At 73.1% G+C, this 15,100-nt stretch carries 16 protein-coding genes, 1 pseudogene and 1 riboswitch; of the genes and pseudogenes, 10 read left to right on the plus strand and 7 right to left on the minus strand.

From position 1 onward, the window contains the following. Window positions 1-24 precede the first annotated feature (24 nt). The 3 genes from EQG70_RS18715 (at window position 25) to EQG70_RS03615 (ending at window position 3,006) form a co-directional block, all read left to right on the plus strand. Window positions 25-702 carry a maleylpyruvate isomerase N-terminal domain-containing protein gene (locus tag EQG70_RS18715; RefSeq protein ID WP_109268518.1) on the plus strand — a complete coding sequence of 226 codons (678 nt, stop codon included), beginning with the start codon at window positions 25-27 and terminating at the stop codon, window positions 700-702. Between the two features lie 85 nt (window positions 703-787). Next, window positions 788-1,252, plus strand: a complete 465-nt coding sequence (locus EQG70_RS03610) for a CoA-binding protein (RefSeq protein ID WP_017833863.1) — start codon at window positions 788-790, stop codon at window positions 1,250-1,252. Between the two features lie 142 nt (window positions 1,253-1,394). After that, a riboswitch (SAM riboswitch) is annotated at window positions 1,395-1,509 on the plus strand. A 78-nt stretch (window positions 1,510-1,587) separates the two neighbouring features. After that, window positions 1,588-3,006 (plus strand): LLM class flavin-dependent oxidoreductase, encoded by a 1,419-nt coding sequence (locus EQG70_RS03615; RefSeq protein ID WP_017833864.1) that lies wholly within the window; start codon window positions 1,588-1,590, stop codon window positions 3,004-3,006. Window positions 3,007-3,099: 93 nt separating this feature from the next. On the opposite strand, the gene EQG70_RS03620 is transcribed toward EQG70_RS03615, so the two are convergent. Then, complete coding sequence (locus tag EQG70_RS03620; RefSeq protein WP_017833865.1) at window positions 3,100-4,230, minus strand: baeRF2 domain-containing protein; 1,131 nt, start codon at window positions 4,228-4,230, stop codon at window positions 3,100-3,102. Between the two features lie 160 nt (window positions 4,231-4,390). On the opposite strand from EQG70_RS03620, the gene EQG70_RS03625 reads away from it, so the two are divergent. Then, the gene (locus tag EQG70_RS03625) at window positions 4,391-4,609 is read left to right on the plus strand and encodes a hypothetical protein (RefSeq protein WP_017833866.1); all 219 of its coding nucleotides are present in this window, start codon (window positions 4,391-4,393) and stop codon (window positions 4,607-4,609) included. 39 nt (window positions 4,610-4,648) lie between these two features. Here the strand turns inward: EQG70_RS03625 and EQG70_RS03630 are convergent. Further along, window positions 4,649-4,960: pseudogene (locus EQG70_RS03630) on the minus strand (SDR family oxidoreductase); the annotation flags it as partial. A 153-nt stretch (window positions 4,961-5,113) separates the two neighbouring features. Between EQG70_RS03630 and EQG70_RS03635 the strand changes: the two are divergent. The 4 genes from EQG70_RS03635 to EQG70_RS03650 all read left to right on the plus strand — a co-directional run bounded on the left by EQG70_RS03635 (window position 5,114) and on the right by EQG70_RS03650 (window position 8,230). Further along, window positions 5,114-5,932, plus strand: a complete 819-nt coding sequence (locus EQG70_RS03635; RefSeq protein ID WP_035927860.1) for a DUF4397 domain-containing protein — start codon at window positions 5,114-5,116, stop codon at window positions 5,930-5,932. Window positions 5,933-6,033: 101 nt separating this feature from the next. After that, window positions 6,034-6,720 (plus strand): class F sortase, encoded by a 687-nt coding sequence (locus EQG70_RS03640; protein WP_052132985.1) that lies wholly within the window; start codon window positions 6,034-6,036, stop codon window positions 6,718-6,720. 129 nt (window positions 6,721-6,849) lie between these two features. Then, complete coding sequence (locus EQG70_RS03645) at window positions 6,850-7,413, plus strand: RNA polymerase sigma factor (RefSeq protein ID WP_035927855.1); 564 nt, start codon at window positions 6,850-6,852, stop codon at window positions 7,411-7,413. Continuing rightward, window positions 7,397-8,230 (plus strand): anti-sigma factor, encoded by an 834-nt coding sequence (locus EQG70_RS03650; protein ID WP_109268515.1) that lies wholly within the window; start codon window positions 7,397-7,399, stop codon window positions 8,228-8,230. The genes EQG70_RS03645 and EQG70_RS03650 overlap by 17 nt, the downstream gene beginning before the upstream one ends. A gap of 16 nt (window positions 8,231-8,246) precedes the next feature. Here the strand turns inward: EQG70_RS03650 and cls are convergent, their stop codons facing one another. The 5 genes from cls to purS all read right to left on the minus strand — a co-directional run bounded on the left by cls (window position 8,247) and on the right by purS (window position 13,759). Continuing rightward, window positions 8,247-9,740, minus strand: a complete 1,494-nt coding sequence (gene cls / locus EQG70_RS03655) for a cardiolipin synthase (protein WP_109268514.1) — start codon at window positions 9,738-9,740, stop codon at window positions 8,247-8,249. Between the two features lie 31 nt (window positions 9,741-9,771). Beyond that, entirely contained in the window at window positions 9,772-10,290 is a 519-nt protein-coding gene (locus EQG70_RS03660) for a GNAT family N-acetyltransferase (protein ID WP_109268513.1), read from the minus strand. Window positions 10,291-10,383: 93 nt separating this feature from the next. Beyond that, entirely contained in the window at window positions 10,384-12,681 is a 2,298-nt protein-coding gene (gene purL / locus EQG70_RS03665; RefSeq protein WP_017833875.1) for a phosphoribosylformylglycinamidine synthase subunit PurL, read from the minus strand. A gap of 17 nt (window positions 12,682-12,698) precedes the next feature. Beyond that, window positions 12,699-13,493, minus strand: coding sequence for a phosphoribosylformylglycinamidine synthase subunit PurQ (gene purQ / locus EQG70_RS03670; RefSeq protein ID WP_109221748.1), 795 nt, complete (start codon window positions 13,491-13,493; stop codon window positions 12,699-12,701). Window positions 13,494-13,495: 2 nt separating this feature from the next. After that, the gene (gene purS, locus EQG70_RS03675) at window positions 13,496-13,759 is read right to left on the minus strand and encodes a phosphoribosylformylglycinamidine synthase subunit PurS (protein WP_031283211.1); all 264 of its coding nucleotides are present in this window, start codon (window positions 13,757-13,759) and stop codon (window positions 13,496-13,498) included. Window positions 13,760-13,948: 189 nt separating this feature from the next. On the opposite strand from purS, the gene EQG70_RS03680 reads away from it, so the two are divergent. Together EQG70_RS03680 and EQG70_RS18870 are read left to right on the plus strand one after the other, a co-directional pair. Then, on the plus strand, window positions 13,949-14,497 hold the full coding sequence (locus tag EQG70_RS03680) for a hypothetical protein (RefSeq protein ID WP_052132983.1): 549 nt from the start codon (window positions 13,949-13,951) through the stop codon (window positions 14,495-14,497). After that, entirely contained in the window at window positions 14,494-15,093 is a 600-nt protein-coding gene (locus EQG70_RS18870; protein WP_109268512.1) for a helix-turn-helix domain-containing protein, read from the plus strand. The genes EQG70_RS03680 and EQG70_RS18870 overlap by 4 nt, the downstream gene beginning before the upstream one ends. Window positions 15,094-15,100 lie beyond the last annotated feature (7 nt).

Genomic DNA, 15,100 nt, shown 5'->3' on the forward strand with positions numbered 1-15,100 from the left:
CCCTCCGTGCCCCACCATGGACCCATGACGAGCCGCAGAAGCCCGGCCCGGGCGGACCTGGTGCGCGACGCCTGCGCGGCGTTCGGCGCGGTCCTCGACGGGCTCGGCGACGACGACTCCTGGGCCGCCACGGGCTGCCCGGGGTGGTCGGTCCGGGACCTCACCCACCACTGCGCGATGGACGCCCTGCGGGGGCTGGTCGCGCTGCACACGCCCACCACCGCCCGCCCCGACCGGGACGCCGCGACCTACTGGACCGACTGGGGCGGCGATCCCGCGGGGGCCGCCGAGGCCCGGCGCCACACCCGCGTGGCCGCGTCCATGGTCCTGGACTGGGAGCCGGTGCGCGCCCTCCACCGCGAGACCACCCGGGCGCTCGTGCACGCCGCGCAGCACTGCGGCGACGGCGCGGTCCGCACCCAGGGGCACGTGCTGGGCGTCGAGGACCTGCTGAGCACCCTCGCGGTGGAGGCCACGGTCCACCACCTGGACCTGATCCAGCACCTGGACGGCTCCCCGGGTCCCGCCGTGGACGGGCTCGCCGAGGTCCGCCGGGTCCTCACCGACCTGTGGGAGCGGGAACCGCTCGAGCACTGGAGCGACGAGCACTTCGCCCGCGTGGGCACCGGCCGGGCGGAGCTGACCGCCCAGGAGCGTGCGGAGCTGGGCGCGCACGCGGACCTCCTGCCGCTCTTCTCCTGACCCTCCCCCCTCCGCGAGGTCGCCGACACGTGCAATCCCGCGGAGGAAGAAGGAGGGGGAACGGGTTCCGTGCCAGGCTGGGGGCATGAGCCGCAACGACCCCGCCGTCATCGACCGCCTCATGACACGGCCCGGCCGGTGGGCCGTGGTGGGGCTGACCGGCAACACGGCCCGTCCGGCGCACTCGGTGGCGAAGCGGATCCGGGACGACCTCGGCATGACGATCGTCCCGGTCAACCCGAAGGGCGAGCCGGTGCACGGCGAGCCCGGCCACCGCACGCTCGCCGAGGTCCCGGGGCCGATCGACGTGGTGGACTGCTTCGTGAACTCCCGCCGCGTCGGCGCGGTGGTGGACCAGGCCATCGCCGTGGGCGCCGCCGCGGTGTGGCTGCAGCTGGGCGTCGTCGACGAGGACGCCGCCGCCCGGGCGGAGCGGGCCGGCCTCGACGTGGTCATGGACACCTGCCCCCTGATCGAGCTCCGGTCCCTGCTCCGGCGGGGCTGGACCCTGGACCCGGGCCGGACCCCGCCGCTCGCCCCGCCCGGCTGAACGACCCGGCTGAGCGACCCGGCGGAGCCGCCCGAACCGGGTGGGCGCAGGCCCGATGCGGGCCGGGACCGTCCCCGTGCGGCGGGACCGCACAGGGGTTGCACCCGGTCAGGGGCCACCCGCTAAGCTGTCCCCCGACGACGATGACGAGTCCCGACACGAAGCTCTGGCTGGTCGGGCGGCAACCCTCTCCCGTAGCGGGGTGCCCCAGATGAACATCGGGCCGCGGTGCACGTGTTCCGCGGCAAGTACGGCGCCCACCAGTGCGTCGGACCCGCGGGCAGGTCTCCACGACGCACGGGCGCGGGTCGGCATCGACCCGGGAGGAACACCCCATGAGCAAGCGCATCGCCCTGAACGCCTTCGACATGACCTGCGTGGGCCACCAGGCCCCCGGTCTGTGGAAGCACCCCCGCTCCCGGGCGGACGAGTACAACACGATCGAGTACTGGACGGACGTCGCCCAGGTCCTGGAGAAGGGGCTCTTCGACGCGCTGTTCCTCGCGGACGTCGTCGGGTACTACGACGTCTACCAGAACTCCGCGGCCCCGGTGATCCGGGACGCCACCCAGATCCCGGTCAACGACCCCTTCATGCAGATCTCCGCGATGGCGGCCGTGACGAAGCACCTCGGCTTCGGCGTGACGAGCGCGATCACCTACGAGCAGCCGTACCCGCTCGCCCGGAAGTTCGCGACCCTCGACCACCTCACGAAGGGCCGGATGGGCTTCAACGTGGTGACGTCCTACCTGAAGTCGGCCGCCGAGAACCACGGGCTGACGGAGCAGATCTCCCACGACGAGCGCTACGAGATCGCCGAGGAGTTCATGGAGGTCTGCTACAAGCTCTGGGAGGGCTCCTGGGAGGACGGCGCGGTCCGGCGCGACCGGGTCAACGGGGTCTTCGCCGACCCGGCGCTCGTCCACCCGATCCAGCACCACGGCAGGTACTTCGACGTCCCCGGCATCGGGCTGACCGAGCCGTCCCCGCAGCGCACGCCGCTGATCTTCCAGGCCGGGGCCTCCTCCCGCGGGCGGGCGTTCGCCGGCCGCCACGCGGAGGCGGTGTTCGTGGGCGGCATCCGCCCGGACCTGACCCGGGTGGTGACCGACAAGCTGCGCGACGAGGCGGAGGCCGGCGGGCGGAACCGGGACGACCTCAAGATCTTCGCCATGCTGCACGTGATCGTCGACGAGACCGACGCGAAGGCCGAGCAGAAGCGCCGCGACTACGAGCGGTACGCGGACACCGACGGCGCGCTGGGCCTCGTGGGCGGCTGGTCCGGGCTGGACCTGGGCCGCTACGACGAGAACGACGTCCTGGAGTACATCAAGACCGACTCGATCCAGTCCTTCCTGACCCCCTTCACCACGGCCGACCCGCACAAGAAGTGGACGATCAAGGAGGTCGCCAAGCACATCTCGATGGGCGGCATGGGCGTGCCGATCGTCGGGTCCCCGCAGACCGTGGCCGACGAGCTCGAGCGGTGGATCGACGAGGGCGGGCTGGACGGCATCAACCTCGCCTACCACGTGTCCCCGGGCTCGTTCGAGGACTTCGTGGAGTGGGTCGTGCCGGAGCTGCAGAAGCGCGGCCGCTACCGCACCGGCTACGAGGGCACCACGCTGCGCGAGAACCTCTACGGCAAGGGGCAGACCAAGGTGCTCGGCACCCACCCCGCCGCCGCGTTCCGGGGCGCCTACGCGGGCAGGCCCTCCGCCGCGGACACCCCCGCCCGCCAGCTGGCCCTCTGACCCCCGTCCCCTGACCCCGCGGCTCCGCCGGGAGCACGGGGCAGGGCACGGACGAGGGGCCCCCGCGTGCGGGGGCCCCTCGTCCGTGCCGCGTCAGGACGCCGGTGCGGCGCTCCAGCGCAGCAGGGCCGCGACGTCCGTGCCGTGGGGCAGCGCCCCCGGCGGCACGAAGACGGGGCGGCCGTCGGTCAGCACCGCGGCGCGCACCAGCGCGGCGTCGGCGGAGACCCGGCCCAGCACGCCGGCGCCCACGGCCTCCGACTCCTCCAGGGCGATCCACGGCTCGGCGTCCAGGGCGATGAGCTGCTGCTCCGTGTCCAGGTGGGTGTCGTCGATCAGCAGCGTCTCCGCCTGGGCCTGCTGCAGGGCGGAGACCACGGGCGCCATCCCCGAGACGGCGGTGGGGTCCGCGCGTCCCTGCTGCTCGGCGAGCCGCTCGAGCAGCGCCTGCTGGCGGTGCGCCACGACCTCCGCCACGCGCTCCTCGACCTGGTGGTCGAAGTCGGCGGACTTGCTGCCCTCCGCCCGGGTGTTGGCGTCCACGACGCTCAGCATCCCCCGGCTCGCCTTGGACAGCTGCTCCTCGACCAGGCCCCGGGCCCGCAGGTCCCCGGCCAGGACGACGAGCTGGGCCCCGCTCTCGGCCACGACCTTGTCGATCTGCTCGGCCACCTGCTCGGTGTTGCGCCGCCACACGTCCTCCGTGTGCCGCTGCCAGCGCCCCTGCGACCAGCCGCCCCCGGGGAACTTCTTCAGGTGCTCGGTCTCGCCCTCGATCTGCTGCTCGTCCGCGGCCCGGACGCGGCTGGCGTGCTGGAGGCAGATCTCGCCGCCGTCCCGGCCCACCTCGGCGACCACGTACGGGAAGTCGTCCGGGCGGTGCCGGAACAGGGGAGTGAGATCGGGGACGTCCTCCACCTGGACGACACCGCTGCCGGCCCGGGGCCCGGGGAGGACCTCGTCGATCTCCACGGTGCCTCCGCGCACCAGCAGGTACCGGCACACCGGGTCCGGCACGCCCTCGGCCGGGCGCACGGCGGCCTCCACCGCGGCGAGGTCGGCCTTGCTCGCACCCTGGCGCTCCAGCTCTCGGCAGATGTTCTCCGGAAGCACGTCGATGGCGTGCAGCGAGTCGACGGTGCCGGTGCTGATGTCCGTGTACACGGTGCACCAGGGGCCCTTGCTCTTGAACAGTTCGGCGTAGCGGTGGAATCGGCTCGTCATGATCGACAACTCCTGCTGTTGAGCGGTGCTTCCTGTGGTGCAGACCACGTTATCCGACCACCAGGGGGCTGGGAACAGACGACCCGACGAGTAGGGTCGGAGGCACACGACCGGCCCCACGGCCGGTGGTCCCGCAGGTCCCACGACGCAGGAGGCAGTCATGAGCGACGTACCCGAGTACGACGAGGCCGACCGGCTCGAGCAGTCGATCGACGCCGATCAGCAGGATCTCGACGACCAGGACGAGGAGGCTCCGGTGCACGCGCCCGACCGCTCGGAGGCGTCCTCCCTCGAGGCGAACCCCGACGACCTCGTGGAGCAGGACCAGGAGGTCGTGCTCGACGAGCCGCAGGAGGTCTCCACGCTCGAGGAGGAGTGAGCCGCGCACCGCGCGGGGGCAAGGACCCCGCGCGGTGCGTCACACCGCGGACCAGCCGCCGTCCGAGGGCATGATCACGCCGTTGACGTTGGAGGCGTCGTCGCTCGCGAGGAAGGCGATGACGGCGGCGACCTGCTCTGCCGTGGCCGTGGCGCCGGGGGCGACCGCGTTGGTGCGGATGCCGTCCGCGGCGTGCATGAGGGCGGTGCTCTTCGTCAGCCCGGCCACGGCGTGCTCGGAGGCGGTGTAGGCCGCGCCCGCGGCGGAGCCGCGCAGGGCCGCCTCGGAGGCCACGTTGACGATCGCGTCCCGTCCGGAGGCCCGGAGCAGCGGGATCGCCGCGCGGGCCACGGCGCCGCCCTCTTCATGGTGGTGCGGAACGGGCCCGGAAAAACTTCCCGGAAAAAATGTGACCTGCTGCATCCACGGAGGGGTCCACGGCGGTAGTACGGGTGCAAGGTCGATTCCGCTTCCGCCAGGGAGCCCGTTCAAGGAGCAGTTACCATGCGCAAGACCCTTTCCGCCGCAGCAGTCCTCGGCCTCGGTGCCGGTGCCCTCAGCATGAGCCCGGCGTTCGCCGCCGAGCACGCCGAGCTCTCCGTGCTCCACGGCGTCCCCGACACCGTCGTGGACGTCTACGTCAACGGTGAACTCACCCTCGACGACTTCGAGCCGGGCACCCTGGCCGGCCCGCTGGAGCTGCCCGCCGGCAGCTACGACCTGGCCATCACGGCCCCCGACGCCGCCGACGCCTCGGAGCCGATCATCGGTCCCGTCACCGCCGATCTGCAGACCGGGATGAGCTACACGGCCGCGGCCCACCTCGACGCCGAGGGCAACCCCACGGCCGCGCTGTTCACCAACGACATGTCCGAGATCGAGGCCGGGAAGTCGCACCTGACCGTCCGGCACGTGGCCGCGGCCCCGGCCGTGGACGTCCTCGCGGGCGACCAGGCGATCATCACCGGGCTCGAGAACCCGAACGAGGAGACCCTCCCGGTCGACGCCGGCACGGTCTCGGCGTCCGTGGCCGCCGCGGGCACCACCGAGCCCGTCATCGGCCCCGCCGATCTCGAGCTCGCCGAGGGCACCCACAACATCGTGTACGCGTGGGGCTCCCTCGAGGCCGGGAACCTGGACCTCGCCGTCCAGACCCTGGAGGGCATGGAGCAGGCGCCCGAGGCCGTGCCGGGCGGCCAGTCCGGCCTCGCGGCCCAGGAGCAGCGCACGATGCTGACCGCCGGCCTCGCGGCCGCCGGTGCGCTCGGGCTGATCGGCGCGGCGTACGGTGCCCGCCGGGTGCTCGCGGGGAACCGCCGGTAGTGAGCGGTCCTGACAGGCACGGTCCGGGTGCGCGGCAGGCTGCGGCCCACCGCGCGCCCGGACCGACAACTCCCGGCACCCGTCGTCGTCGTCTGGCGGCGGTGGGTGCCGGGGCGGTCGCCTCGGTGTCCCTGCTCGCGGCAGCGGCCGTCACCGCTCTCCCGGAGAGCGGGGCCGTGCCGCCCGCGAACTCCCTGGCGGCGGGACCGTACCAGGGCGAGGAGGCGGTGCCGGCAATTGCCGGCCTCGACCGTCCGGTCTCCGCGGAGGCCCCGGCGCAGTCCGCCGCGGCACCCGCGGAGATCCCGGTCGCTCCCGCCACCCAGGCGCCCGCCGAGAAGGTACCCGCCCCCGTGCGGGTGGTCGTGGACGGCTCCCCGATCGACATGCCGGTGGTCCCGGTGGGGGTCGAGGACAACGGGGCCATGACCATCCCGGACAACCACGTGGAGCTGGGCTGGTACCGGTACGGTCCGTCCCCCGGGGCGGACGAGGGCGCCGCGGTCGTCGCCGGCCACGTCGACACCCTCACCGAGGTCACGCCGATGGCGCAGCTCAAGGACGTGCCGGTCGGGGCGGAGGTCCGCGTGGAGCGCGCGGACGGGAGCGTCCAGCGCTACCGCACCGAGTCCGTCCAGCACGTGCACAAGAAGTCCCTCGCGGAGGCGGACCTGTTCCGCCGGACCGGCGAGCCGGTGCTCCACCTCGTGACGTGCGGCGGGGAGTGGCTCGAGGAGATCGGGGACTACGAGGACAACGTGGTGCTGCGGGCGGTCCCGGTGCCCTGAGCGGCGGAGGGAGGCGAGAGGCGCATGACCGGATGGCCGGGGTCCACTAGGCTGGGCACGACTCGTGCGCCCGGGCACCGCCCGGCCGCCCGCGACCACGACCTCCGCCCCACAAGGAGCCCTTCCACGATGCCGCCGCCGCCCCCGGACTGGGGACCCGAGCTCGACGCCGCGTTCGCCGCGGGGGACGAGCAGGCGCTGAGTGCCGCGTACCGGCACTGCGCCGGGGTCATCCGGGGTCTCGCCCTCCGGGCGCTGCGCGACGACGCGGGTGCCGACGACGTGGTGCAGGAGGTCTTCATCCGGGCGTGGAAGTACCGGTCCGGCTACCGCCCCGAGCACTCCTCGGCCCCCGCCTGGCTCATCGGGATCGCGCGCAACTGCATCGCCGACGCCGCGAGGACCGCCGGCCGCGAGGCGGAGCGGCGCCAGGCGGACGCGGTGCGCACCGACCGGGAGCCGCGGCACGAGGAGTCGGACCTGCTGGTGGACCGGCTCGTGGTGCGGGCGGAGGTCGAGCGGCTCGGGCCCCCGAAGTCGACGATCATGGCGCTGGCGTTCTACGAGGAGCTCACGCACCAGCAGATCGCACAGCACCTGGACCTGCCCCTCGGCACGGTCAAGAGTCATCTGAGGCGCGGCCTCACGAACCTACGAACACGATTGGGAGACGGTCATGGCACACCTGAGTGAGGAGTCGCTGACGCTCCTGGCTCTGGGTGAGGCCCTCGACCCCCAGAGCCGGGAGCACGTCGCCTCCTGCCCGGACTGCACGGCCGAGCTCGCGTCCCTGCAGCGCGTCGTGCACGCCGGCCGGGCCGAGGCGCCCGCCGTGACGGCGCCCGGCCCCGGTGTCTGGGCCGCGATCCACGCCGAGCTGGGCCTCTCCGACGAGGTCGCGGCGGATCCGCTCGCCGGCACCCGGGACGGCGCCCGCGGCGACACCGCCGCCGAGGACAGCGCCGGCACCGTCGGCGCCCCCACGGGCTCCGCGGCCGGCCCGCGGGGCGACGACGGCGCAGGGCGCGGCGGGGCGACCGTCGTCGACCTCGACGCCCGCCGGCGCAGGCCCCGGCGCGGGGTGCCGTACCCCCTGGCCGCCGCCGCGGCCGCCGCGGCGCTGCTCGTGGGCGGCGTCTCGGTCTGGGGCGCGCAGCGCCTGGGCCTTGAGCCGGACCCCACGGTGCTGGCCACGGCGGAGCTCGAGCCCCTCGCCGGCTACACCGCCCGCGGCTCGGCGGAGGTGGACGAGCGCTCGGACGGGACCCGTCAGCTGGTGGTGCGGACCGACCCCGCCGACGTGGACGGGTTCAAGGAGGTCTGGCTGCTCGCCCCCGACGCGCAGCGGATGGTCAGCCTCGGCGTGATGGCAGGGGACGAGGCCGTGTTCGTGCTGCCCGAGAACCTGGACGTCGGCGAGTTCCCGGTCGTGGACGTCTCGAACGAGCCGATCGACGGCGACCCGACGCACTCGGGGGACTCGATCGTGCGCGGCGTCCTGGAGGTCTGAGCGGGGGCTCGGCCCCTCAGAGCAGGGCCGAGGTCAGCCGGGCCACGTTGTCGGCGTACTTGTGCCACAGCGGCCGACGGTTCCACGCGTCGAAGTCCAGCAGGGTGCTGGCCTCGAGGAACTCGGCGACCACCGCATCCATCCGCCGCCGGAAGTCCCGGTCCGCGATGAACACGGAGACCTCGAGGTCCAGGGCGAACGAGCGCTCGTCCATGTTGGACGAGCCGATCACGGAGACGTAGTCGTCCACGAGCACGAACTTGGCGTGCAGCACGGTGGGGGAGCGGTACCGGTAGATCTTCACGCCGGCCTCGACGAGCTCCTGGTAGTAGGAGTTCTGGGCGTGGTAGGCCAGGAAGTGGTCCGAGGTCTCGCCCACGAACAGCCGCACGTCCACCCCGGACTGCGCCTCGGTGGTCAGCGCGTGCATCAGCGACTCGTCCGGGACGAAGTACGGGCTGGCGATGACGATCTGCTCGTTGGCGTTGTAGATCAGATGGTTGAACATGCGCAGGTTGTTCTCCGTCTCGAACCCGGGGCCGGAGGGCACGACCTGGGCGAAGACCGGCCCCTGGGTGTCCGGGAGGTCGCGGGCGGCCTCGTCGAGCAGGAGGTCGCCGGTCTCGGAGTACCAGTCGCTCGTGAACAGGGCGTTGAGCTCGGCGACCACGGGACCGGTGCACTCGAGCATCAGGTCCTTCCACTCGAGGCCCTTCCGGCGGTTCCGGCGCTTGTTGTAGGAGCGGTGGATGATGTTCTGCGACCCGGTGTAGGCCAGGGAGCCGTCGACCACGAGGATCTTGCGGTGGTTGCGCAGGTCGGGCCGCTGCCACTCGCCCTTCCACGGCCGGACGGGCAGCATGCGCTGCCACGGCAGCCCGGCCTCGTCGAAGCGCTTGATCATCCCCCGGTACCCCGGGTAGCCCACGGAGCCGAGGTGGTCGATGAGCACCCGCACCCGCACCCCCCGCCGGTGGGCGCGCACAAGGGACTCCAGGAGGGGACGCGAGGCGTCGTCGATGGCCACGATGTAGAACTCGAAGTGGACGTAGTCCCGGGCCCTGTCCACGGCGTCCGCCATGATCCGCATCGCCTCGTGGTTGTCGGTGAGGATCTCGAAGGAGTTGCCGCCGACCATGGGCAGGGCGCCGAGCTTGTAGTTCAGGGCCGCGGTGGAGGCCACCCACTCGGGCAGCTCCTCGTCCGTGTTGCCCAGGATGTGGAGGTCCGGGGTGTTCTCGCGGATGACGTCGTTCATCTTCGCCTGCATCGCCATCCGCTTCTTCGGCAGCTTGGCGGAGCCGATGGCCAGGAACAGCAGGATCCCCACGTAGGGCAGCAGGAAGATCGCGAGCAGCCAGGCCAGGGCCACGGAGGGCCGCCGATTGTGCGGGATCCAGCCCAGGGCCACCAGGTTGATGAGCAGCCCCAGCACCAGCACGACGATCGTCGCGGTCTCCGGGAGGAGGTGCGCGGGGATGCCGCTGAAGGGGAACAGGGCCGGGATCACCTCGCCAGTCTAGGTTCCGGCGCCGCGCGGTCTACGCGGGGCGCGGCAGGACGTAGTCGGTCTCCGGGCCGGGGGTCTCGCGGTGGACGAAGCCCGCGGCGAGGAGCACCTGCGCGGCCGGCGCGTTGTCCCCGGGCACGCTGGCGCGCACCCCGGTGACCGCGGGGTCCGCGAACGCGACGCCGAGCAGCGCGGTGATGCCCTCCTGCGCGTAGCCCAGGTTCCGGCGGTCCGCGGCGAGGGAGCCCACGATCTCGAGCTCGTCGTCGATCGGCGGGCCCACGAAGCCGGCCGTGCCGACGATCTCGCCGGTCGACTTCTCCACGACGGCCATCCGCGCGTACACGGACTCCGTGAAGAAGTAGCCCCCGGCCATGAGGGACTCGCGGGCGAAGTCCATGTCCTCGGCGGTCGGGAAGCCGTGGGCGAAGTGGGCGCCGTGCTCGCCGGCCGCCACGGCGTCGAGCTCCTCGGCGGTGAAGGGGCGGAGCAGGAGCCGTTCCGTCTCCAGGACGGGTGCGGGGCGCTGGGCCTCGAGGTCCTCAGTCATGCTGGTGCTGCTTTCTGCGGGTCCGGGTGCCGAGGGTGGACTGGGTGGATCCGTGGAGCGGGGTGCCGGGGGCGGGGATCCGCCCCCGGCGGATCAGCCGAAGTGCTTCGGCAGCGTGCCCTCGTGCGCGGTGCGGAGCTCGTCCAGGCCGATGCCGAACTCGCTCTGCACGTCCAGCGCGCGGTTCTCGGTGTCCACCACGCCGATCCGCGTGTGCGGATAGGCGCGCATGGTGCACATGTCCTTGAACCGTACTTCCTCGCTGCGCGGCACGGCCACCACGGCCCGTCCCTGGGTCTCGGAGAAGAGCATGGTGAACAGGTCCACGCCGTCGCGCTCGCACACCTCGCCCAGCCCGATGCGCGCACCGGTGTCGAAGCGCAGCGCCATCTCGGCGAGGGTCGCCGCGAGGCCGCCCTCGGCGACGTCGTGCGCGGCGTCGATCATGCCGTCGCGGGACATGTTGATCAGCAGGTCGCCGAGCAGCTTCTCCTGGGCGAGGTCCACGGCCGGGGGGAGCCCGCCGAGGTGCCCGCGCAGGTTCGCCCACTCGGAGCCGTCCAGCTCGTCCCGGGTGGTCCCGAGCAGGTAGATCGCCTGGCCGTCCTCGCGCCAGCCCGACGGCGTGCGCCGCCGGACGTCGTCGAGCACGCCCAGCATCGCCACCACGGGCGTCGGGTGGATGGCCACGCCGCCGGTCTGGTTGTAGAGGGAGACGTTGCCGCCCGTCACGGGCACCCCCAGCTGCTGGCAGCCGTCGGCGAGCCCGCGCACGGCCTCGGCGAACTGCCACATGGTCTCCGGGTCCTCGGGGGAGCCGAAGTTCAGGCAGTCGGAGACGGCCGCGGGGCGGGCGCCGGCGGTGGCCACGTTGCGGTAGGCCTCGGCCAGGGCCAGCTGCGCGCCGGCGTACGGGTCCAGGTAGGCGTAGCGGCCGTTGCAGTCGGTGGACAGGGCCACGCCGAGGCCGGTCTCCTCGTCCACGCGGACCACCCCGGCGTCGTCGGGCATCGCCATGGCGGTGTTGCCCTGCACGTAGCGGTCGTACTGGTCGGTGACCCAGTCCTTGGCGCAGAGGTTCGGGGAGGCCATGAGCTCGAGGACGGCGTGCTTGAGCTCCGCGCCCGAGGGTCGCCCGGCGTCGGCCGGGGATCCGGCGAAGCGGTCGGCCTGGAGCCGGTCCTGGTCCGCGGGCCGGGTGTAGGGCCGGTCGTAGACGGGGCCCTCGTGGGCGACGGTGCGGGGGTCGACGTCGACGATGACCTCGTCGTCCCACTCGATCACGAGCCGGCCGGTGCCGGTGACCTCGCCGATCCAGGAGTGCTCGACGTCCCACTTGTCCATCACGGCCTCGAAGGCGGCGACCTTCTCGGGGGTCACGACCGCCATCATGCGCTCCTGGGACTCCGACATGAGGATCTCGCCCGGGGTCAGGGTGGGGTCGCGCAGGAGCACCTGGGTCAGGTCCACGTGCATGCCGCCCTCCCCGTTGGAGGCCAGCTCCGAGGTGGCGCACGAGATGCCCGCGGCCCCCAGGTCCTGGATGCCCTCCACGAGGGAGCCCTTGAACAGCTCGAGGCAGCACTCGATGAGCACCTTCTCCGCGAACGGGTCGCCCACCTGGACGGCCGGCCGCTTGGACGGCTTGGCGTCGTCGAAGGACTCCGAGGCGAGCACGGAGGCGCCCCCGATGCCGTCGCCGCCGGTGCGGGCGCCGAACAGCACCACCTTGTTGCCCACGCCGGAGGCGTTGGCGAGGCGGATGTCCTCGTGGCGCATCACGCCCACGGCGAGCGCGTTGACGAGCGGGTTGCCCTGGTAGCAGGAGTCGAAGACGACCTCCCCGCCCACGTTGGGCAGGCCCAGGGAGTTGCCGTAGCCGCCCACGCCCGCCACCACGCCGTGCACCACGCGGGCGGTGTCCGGGTGGTCGATCGCCCCGAAGCGCAGCGGGTCCATGACGGCCACGGGCCGGGCGCCCATCGAGATGATGTCGCGCACGATCCCGCCGACGCCCGTGGCGGCGCCCTGGTAGGGCTCCACGTAGGACGGGTGGTTGTGGGACTCGATCTTGAAGGTCACGGCCCAGCCGTCCCCGAGGTCGGTGACGCCGGCGTTCTCGCCGATGCCCACCAGCAGGTCCTTCTTCATCTCCTCGGTGACCTTCTCGCCGAACTGGCGCAGGTGGACCTTGGAGGACTTGTAGGAGCAGTGCTCGGACCACATGACCGAGTACATGGCGAGCTCCGCGGCGGTGGGCCGGCGGCCGAGGATCTTCTTGATCTCCTCGAACTCGTTGTCCTTGAGGCCCAGCTCGGCCCAGGGCAGCTCGGTGTCGGGGGTGGCCGTCGCGTGCTCGACGGTGTCCAGGTTGAAGTGCTTGTCGCTCATGGAGTGCTCGGTGTCCCTTACTTGACCAGTGCCTTGAGGGCGGAGACGAACAGGCCCAGCCCGTCCGTGCCGTCGCGCATGCCGACCTCGCCGGAGGCCGAGGAGTCCGCGCCGAAGCCCGGCTCGACCGCGTGCTCGGGGTGCGGCATGAGGCCCACCACGTTGCCGCCGGCGTTGCAGATCCCGGCGATGTCCCGCCGGGACCCGTTGGGGTTGCCCCCGACGTAGCGGAAGACCACGCGGCCCTCGGCCTCGAGGGCGTCGAGGGTCCGCTCGTCCGCCACGTACTGGCCGTCCTGGTTCTTGAGCGGGACCACGATCTCCTGGCCCTGCTCGAACTCGGTGGTCCACACGGTCGTGCTGTTCTCCACGCGCAGGCGCTGGTCCCGGCACAGGAACTTCAGGCGCTCGTTCTTGATCATGGAACCCGGCAGCAGGTGCGACTCGGTGAGCATCTGGAAGCCGTTGCAGATCCCGAGGACCGGCAGCGGGGCGGACCCGGAGGTGCCCGCGGCGTTCGCGCCGTCGATGATCGGCGCCATGATGGGGGCGAACCGGGCGATGGCCCCGGCGCGCAGGTAGTCGCCGTAGGAGAAGCCGCCGGGCAGGATCACGGCGTCGACGCCCTGCAGGTCCTCGTCGGCGTACCAGAGGGGGACGGGGGTGCCGCCGGCCAGCATCACGGCGCGCGCCGCGTCGCGGTCGTCGAGGGTGCCGGGGAAGGTCACGACGCCGACGCGCGCGCCGGCGAGCCCAGCGTCCGGCGCGGGGCCGGAGAGGTCCGCGATGAGGGGGGTCTCGAGACCGGCCATGCTCAGTTCTCCTCGGTCTCGTCGAGCACGGCCACGCGCACGACGTCCTCGATGACGGGGTTGGAGAGCAGCTTCTCCGCGGCCTCGCGGGCCTGGGCCAGCGCGTCCTCGGTGGCCTCGCCGTCGACGGTCAGCTCGAAGCGCTTGCCCTGCCGGACACCGGCGAAGCCGTCCAGGCCGATGCGGGGCAGTTCGTTGGCGATCGCCTTCCCCTGCGGGTCGAGGATCTCGGGCTTGGGCATGACGTCGACAACAATGCGGGCCATCGGGGAACTCCTGAGGGTCGAGCAGCGGGCCGGGATCCGGCGAACGTCAGCCATTCTATCGGCTCGGGCACGCCGGTCGTGCCGGGCCCGGACCGCCCGCCGGGTGTGGTAGGGGTCACCCGCCGGCAGGCCGCCCGGGCGGTGGGCCCCCCGGGATTCTCCAAGGCGTGTCCGGTAGACCGTGGTGCCATGAGCACCGCACCGCAGACCGCAGGGGCCCGCACCGACGACGCACGCCTGGTCTCGGTCTACCGCCGGGTCCTGACCCTGCTGGGGATCGGCACGGTTCTCGGCGCCCTGACCGAGCTGGCGATGCTGCGGCACTGGCAGGGACCCGCCCAGCTGGTGCCGTGGGCGGTGCTGGCCGTGCTGCTGCTCGGGGCCGTGGCGTGGCTGGTGCGGCGCACCACCGGGACGGCCCGCACCGTGCGGGTCGCCGCGGTCGTCTCCGTGCTCGGCAGCGCCTACGGCGTCTACGAGCACGTCCTGGCGAACCTGCGGGCCGGACCGCTGGACCCGCGGTACGCCGAGGCCTGGGACGCGATGTCGGGCGCGGCCCGGCTGTGGGCGGCGACCAGCGGGGCCGTCGGGCCGTCCCCCGTGCTCGTGCCCGGCACGATGGGCCTGGCGGGGGTGCTGCTGTGGCTCGCCGTCCTCCGCTGGCGGCGCGGGACGGACCGAGCCCGGTCCGCCGCCGGCGGAGGGGAACGGGGCGGTGCTGGAACAATGGGCCCATGACCCAGCACCCAGCGACGACCACCCCCGGACTCAGCGGCCGGGAGGCCGAGCGGCTCGCGGACGCCCTCGAGGCCCGGGACGTGACGGTCTTCGTGGACGGCACCTCCCTGCGCCTGCCGGAGGGGGCGCGCGACGCCGTCGTGGACCTCCTCTCCCGGATGACCCGCGGGGAGACCGTCACGGTGACGTCCGCCGCGGAGCCGCCGGCGGACCCCGGGGACCTGCTGACCACCTCGCAGGCGGCCGCGCTCGCGGGGATCTCGGCCACCTATCTGCGCAACCTCACCACGGAGGGCGTCCTCCCCGTGCAGTACCGGGGCAGCCACCGCCGGATCCGGCGCGCGGACGTCCAGGCCTGGCTCGCCCGCCACGGCGAGGACGGGGCCGCCCCCGACTCCCCGGAGGACCTGCTGACCACCTCGCAGGCGGCCGCGCTCGCCGGGATCTCGGCCACCTATCTGCGCAACCTCACCACCGAGGGCGCCCTGCCCGTGCAGTACCGGGGCAGCCACCGCCGCATCCGGCGCTCGGACGTCCAGGCCTGGCTCGCGGGGCGGCAGCGGCGCGACGACGACGGCGCGCCCGCGCCGCACTGACCCCGCC

Source organism: Kocuria rosea (assembly GCF_006094695.1).
GTDB lineage: Bacteria > Actinomycetota > Actinomycetes > Actinomycetales > Micrococcaceae > Kocuria > Kocuria rosea.

What these genes read in the sequence shown, in the direction of transcription:
- EQG70_RS18715 (WP_109268518.1), top strand. Translation starts at nt 25, where the DNA reads ATGACGAGCCGCAGAAGCCCGGCCCGGGCGGACCTGGTGCGCGACGCC.
- EQG70_RS03610 (WP_017833863.1), top strand. Translation starts at nt 788, where the DNA reads ATGAGCCGCAACGACCCCGCCGTCATCGACCGCCTCATGACACGGCCC.
- EQG70_RS03615 (WP_017833864.1), top strand. Translation starts at nt 1,588, where the DNA reads ATGAGCAAGCGCATCGCCCTGAACGCCTTCGACATGACCTGCGTGGGC.
- EQG70_RS03620 (WP_017833865.1), bottom strand. Translation starts at nt 4,230, where the DNA reads ATGACGAGCCGATTCCACCGCTACGCCGAACTGTTCAAGAGCAAGGGC.
- EQG70_RS03625 (WP_017833866.1), top strand. Translation starts at nt 4,391, where the DNA reads ATGAGCGACGTACCCGAGTACGACGAGGCCGACCGGCTCGAGCAGTCG.
- EQG70_RS03635 (WP_035927860.1), top strand. Translation starts at nt 5,114, where the DNA reads ATGCGCAAGACCCTTTCCGCCGCAGCAGTCCTCGGCCTCGGTGCCGGT.
- EQG70_RS03645 (WP_035927855.1), top strand. Translation starts at nt 6,850, where the DNA reads ATGCCGCCGCCGCCCCCGGACTGGGGACCCGAGCTCGACGCCGCGTTC.
- EQG70_RS03650 (WP_109268515.1), top strand. Translation starts at nt 7,397, where the DNA reads ATGGCACACCTGAGTGAGGAGTCGCTGACGCTCCTGGCTCTGGGTGAG.
- EQG70_RS03660 (WP_109268513.1), bottom strand. Translation starts at nt 10,290, where the DNA reads ATGACTGAGGACCTCGAGGCCCAGCGCCCCGCACCCGTCCTGGAGACG.
- purL (WP_017833875.1), bottom strand. Translation starts at nt 12,681, where the DNA reads ATGAGCGACAAGCACTTCAACCTGGACACCGTCGAGCACGCGACGGCC.
- purQ (WP_109221748.1), bottom strand. Translation starts at nt 13,493, where the DNA reads ATGGCCGGTCTCGAGACCCCCCTCATCGCGGACCTCTCCGGCCCCGCG.
- purS (WP_031283211.1), bottom strand. Translation starts at nt 13,759, where the DNA reads ATGGCCCGCATTGTTGTCGACGTCATGCCCAAGCCCGAGATCCTCGAC.
- EQG70_RS03680 (WP_052132983.1), top strand. Translation starts at nt 13,949, where the DNA reads ATGAGCACCGCACCGCAGACCGCAGGGGCCCGCACCGACGACGCACGC.
- EQG70_RS18870 (WP_109268512.1), top strand. Translation starts at nt 14,494, where the DNA reads ATGACCCAGCACCCAGCGACGACCACCCCCGGACTCAGCGGCCGGGAG.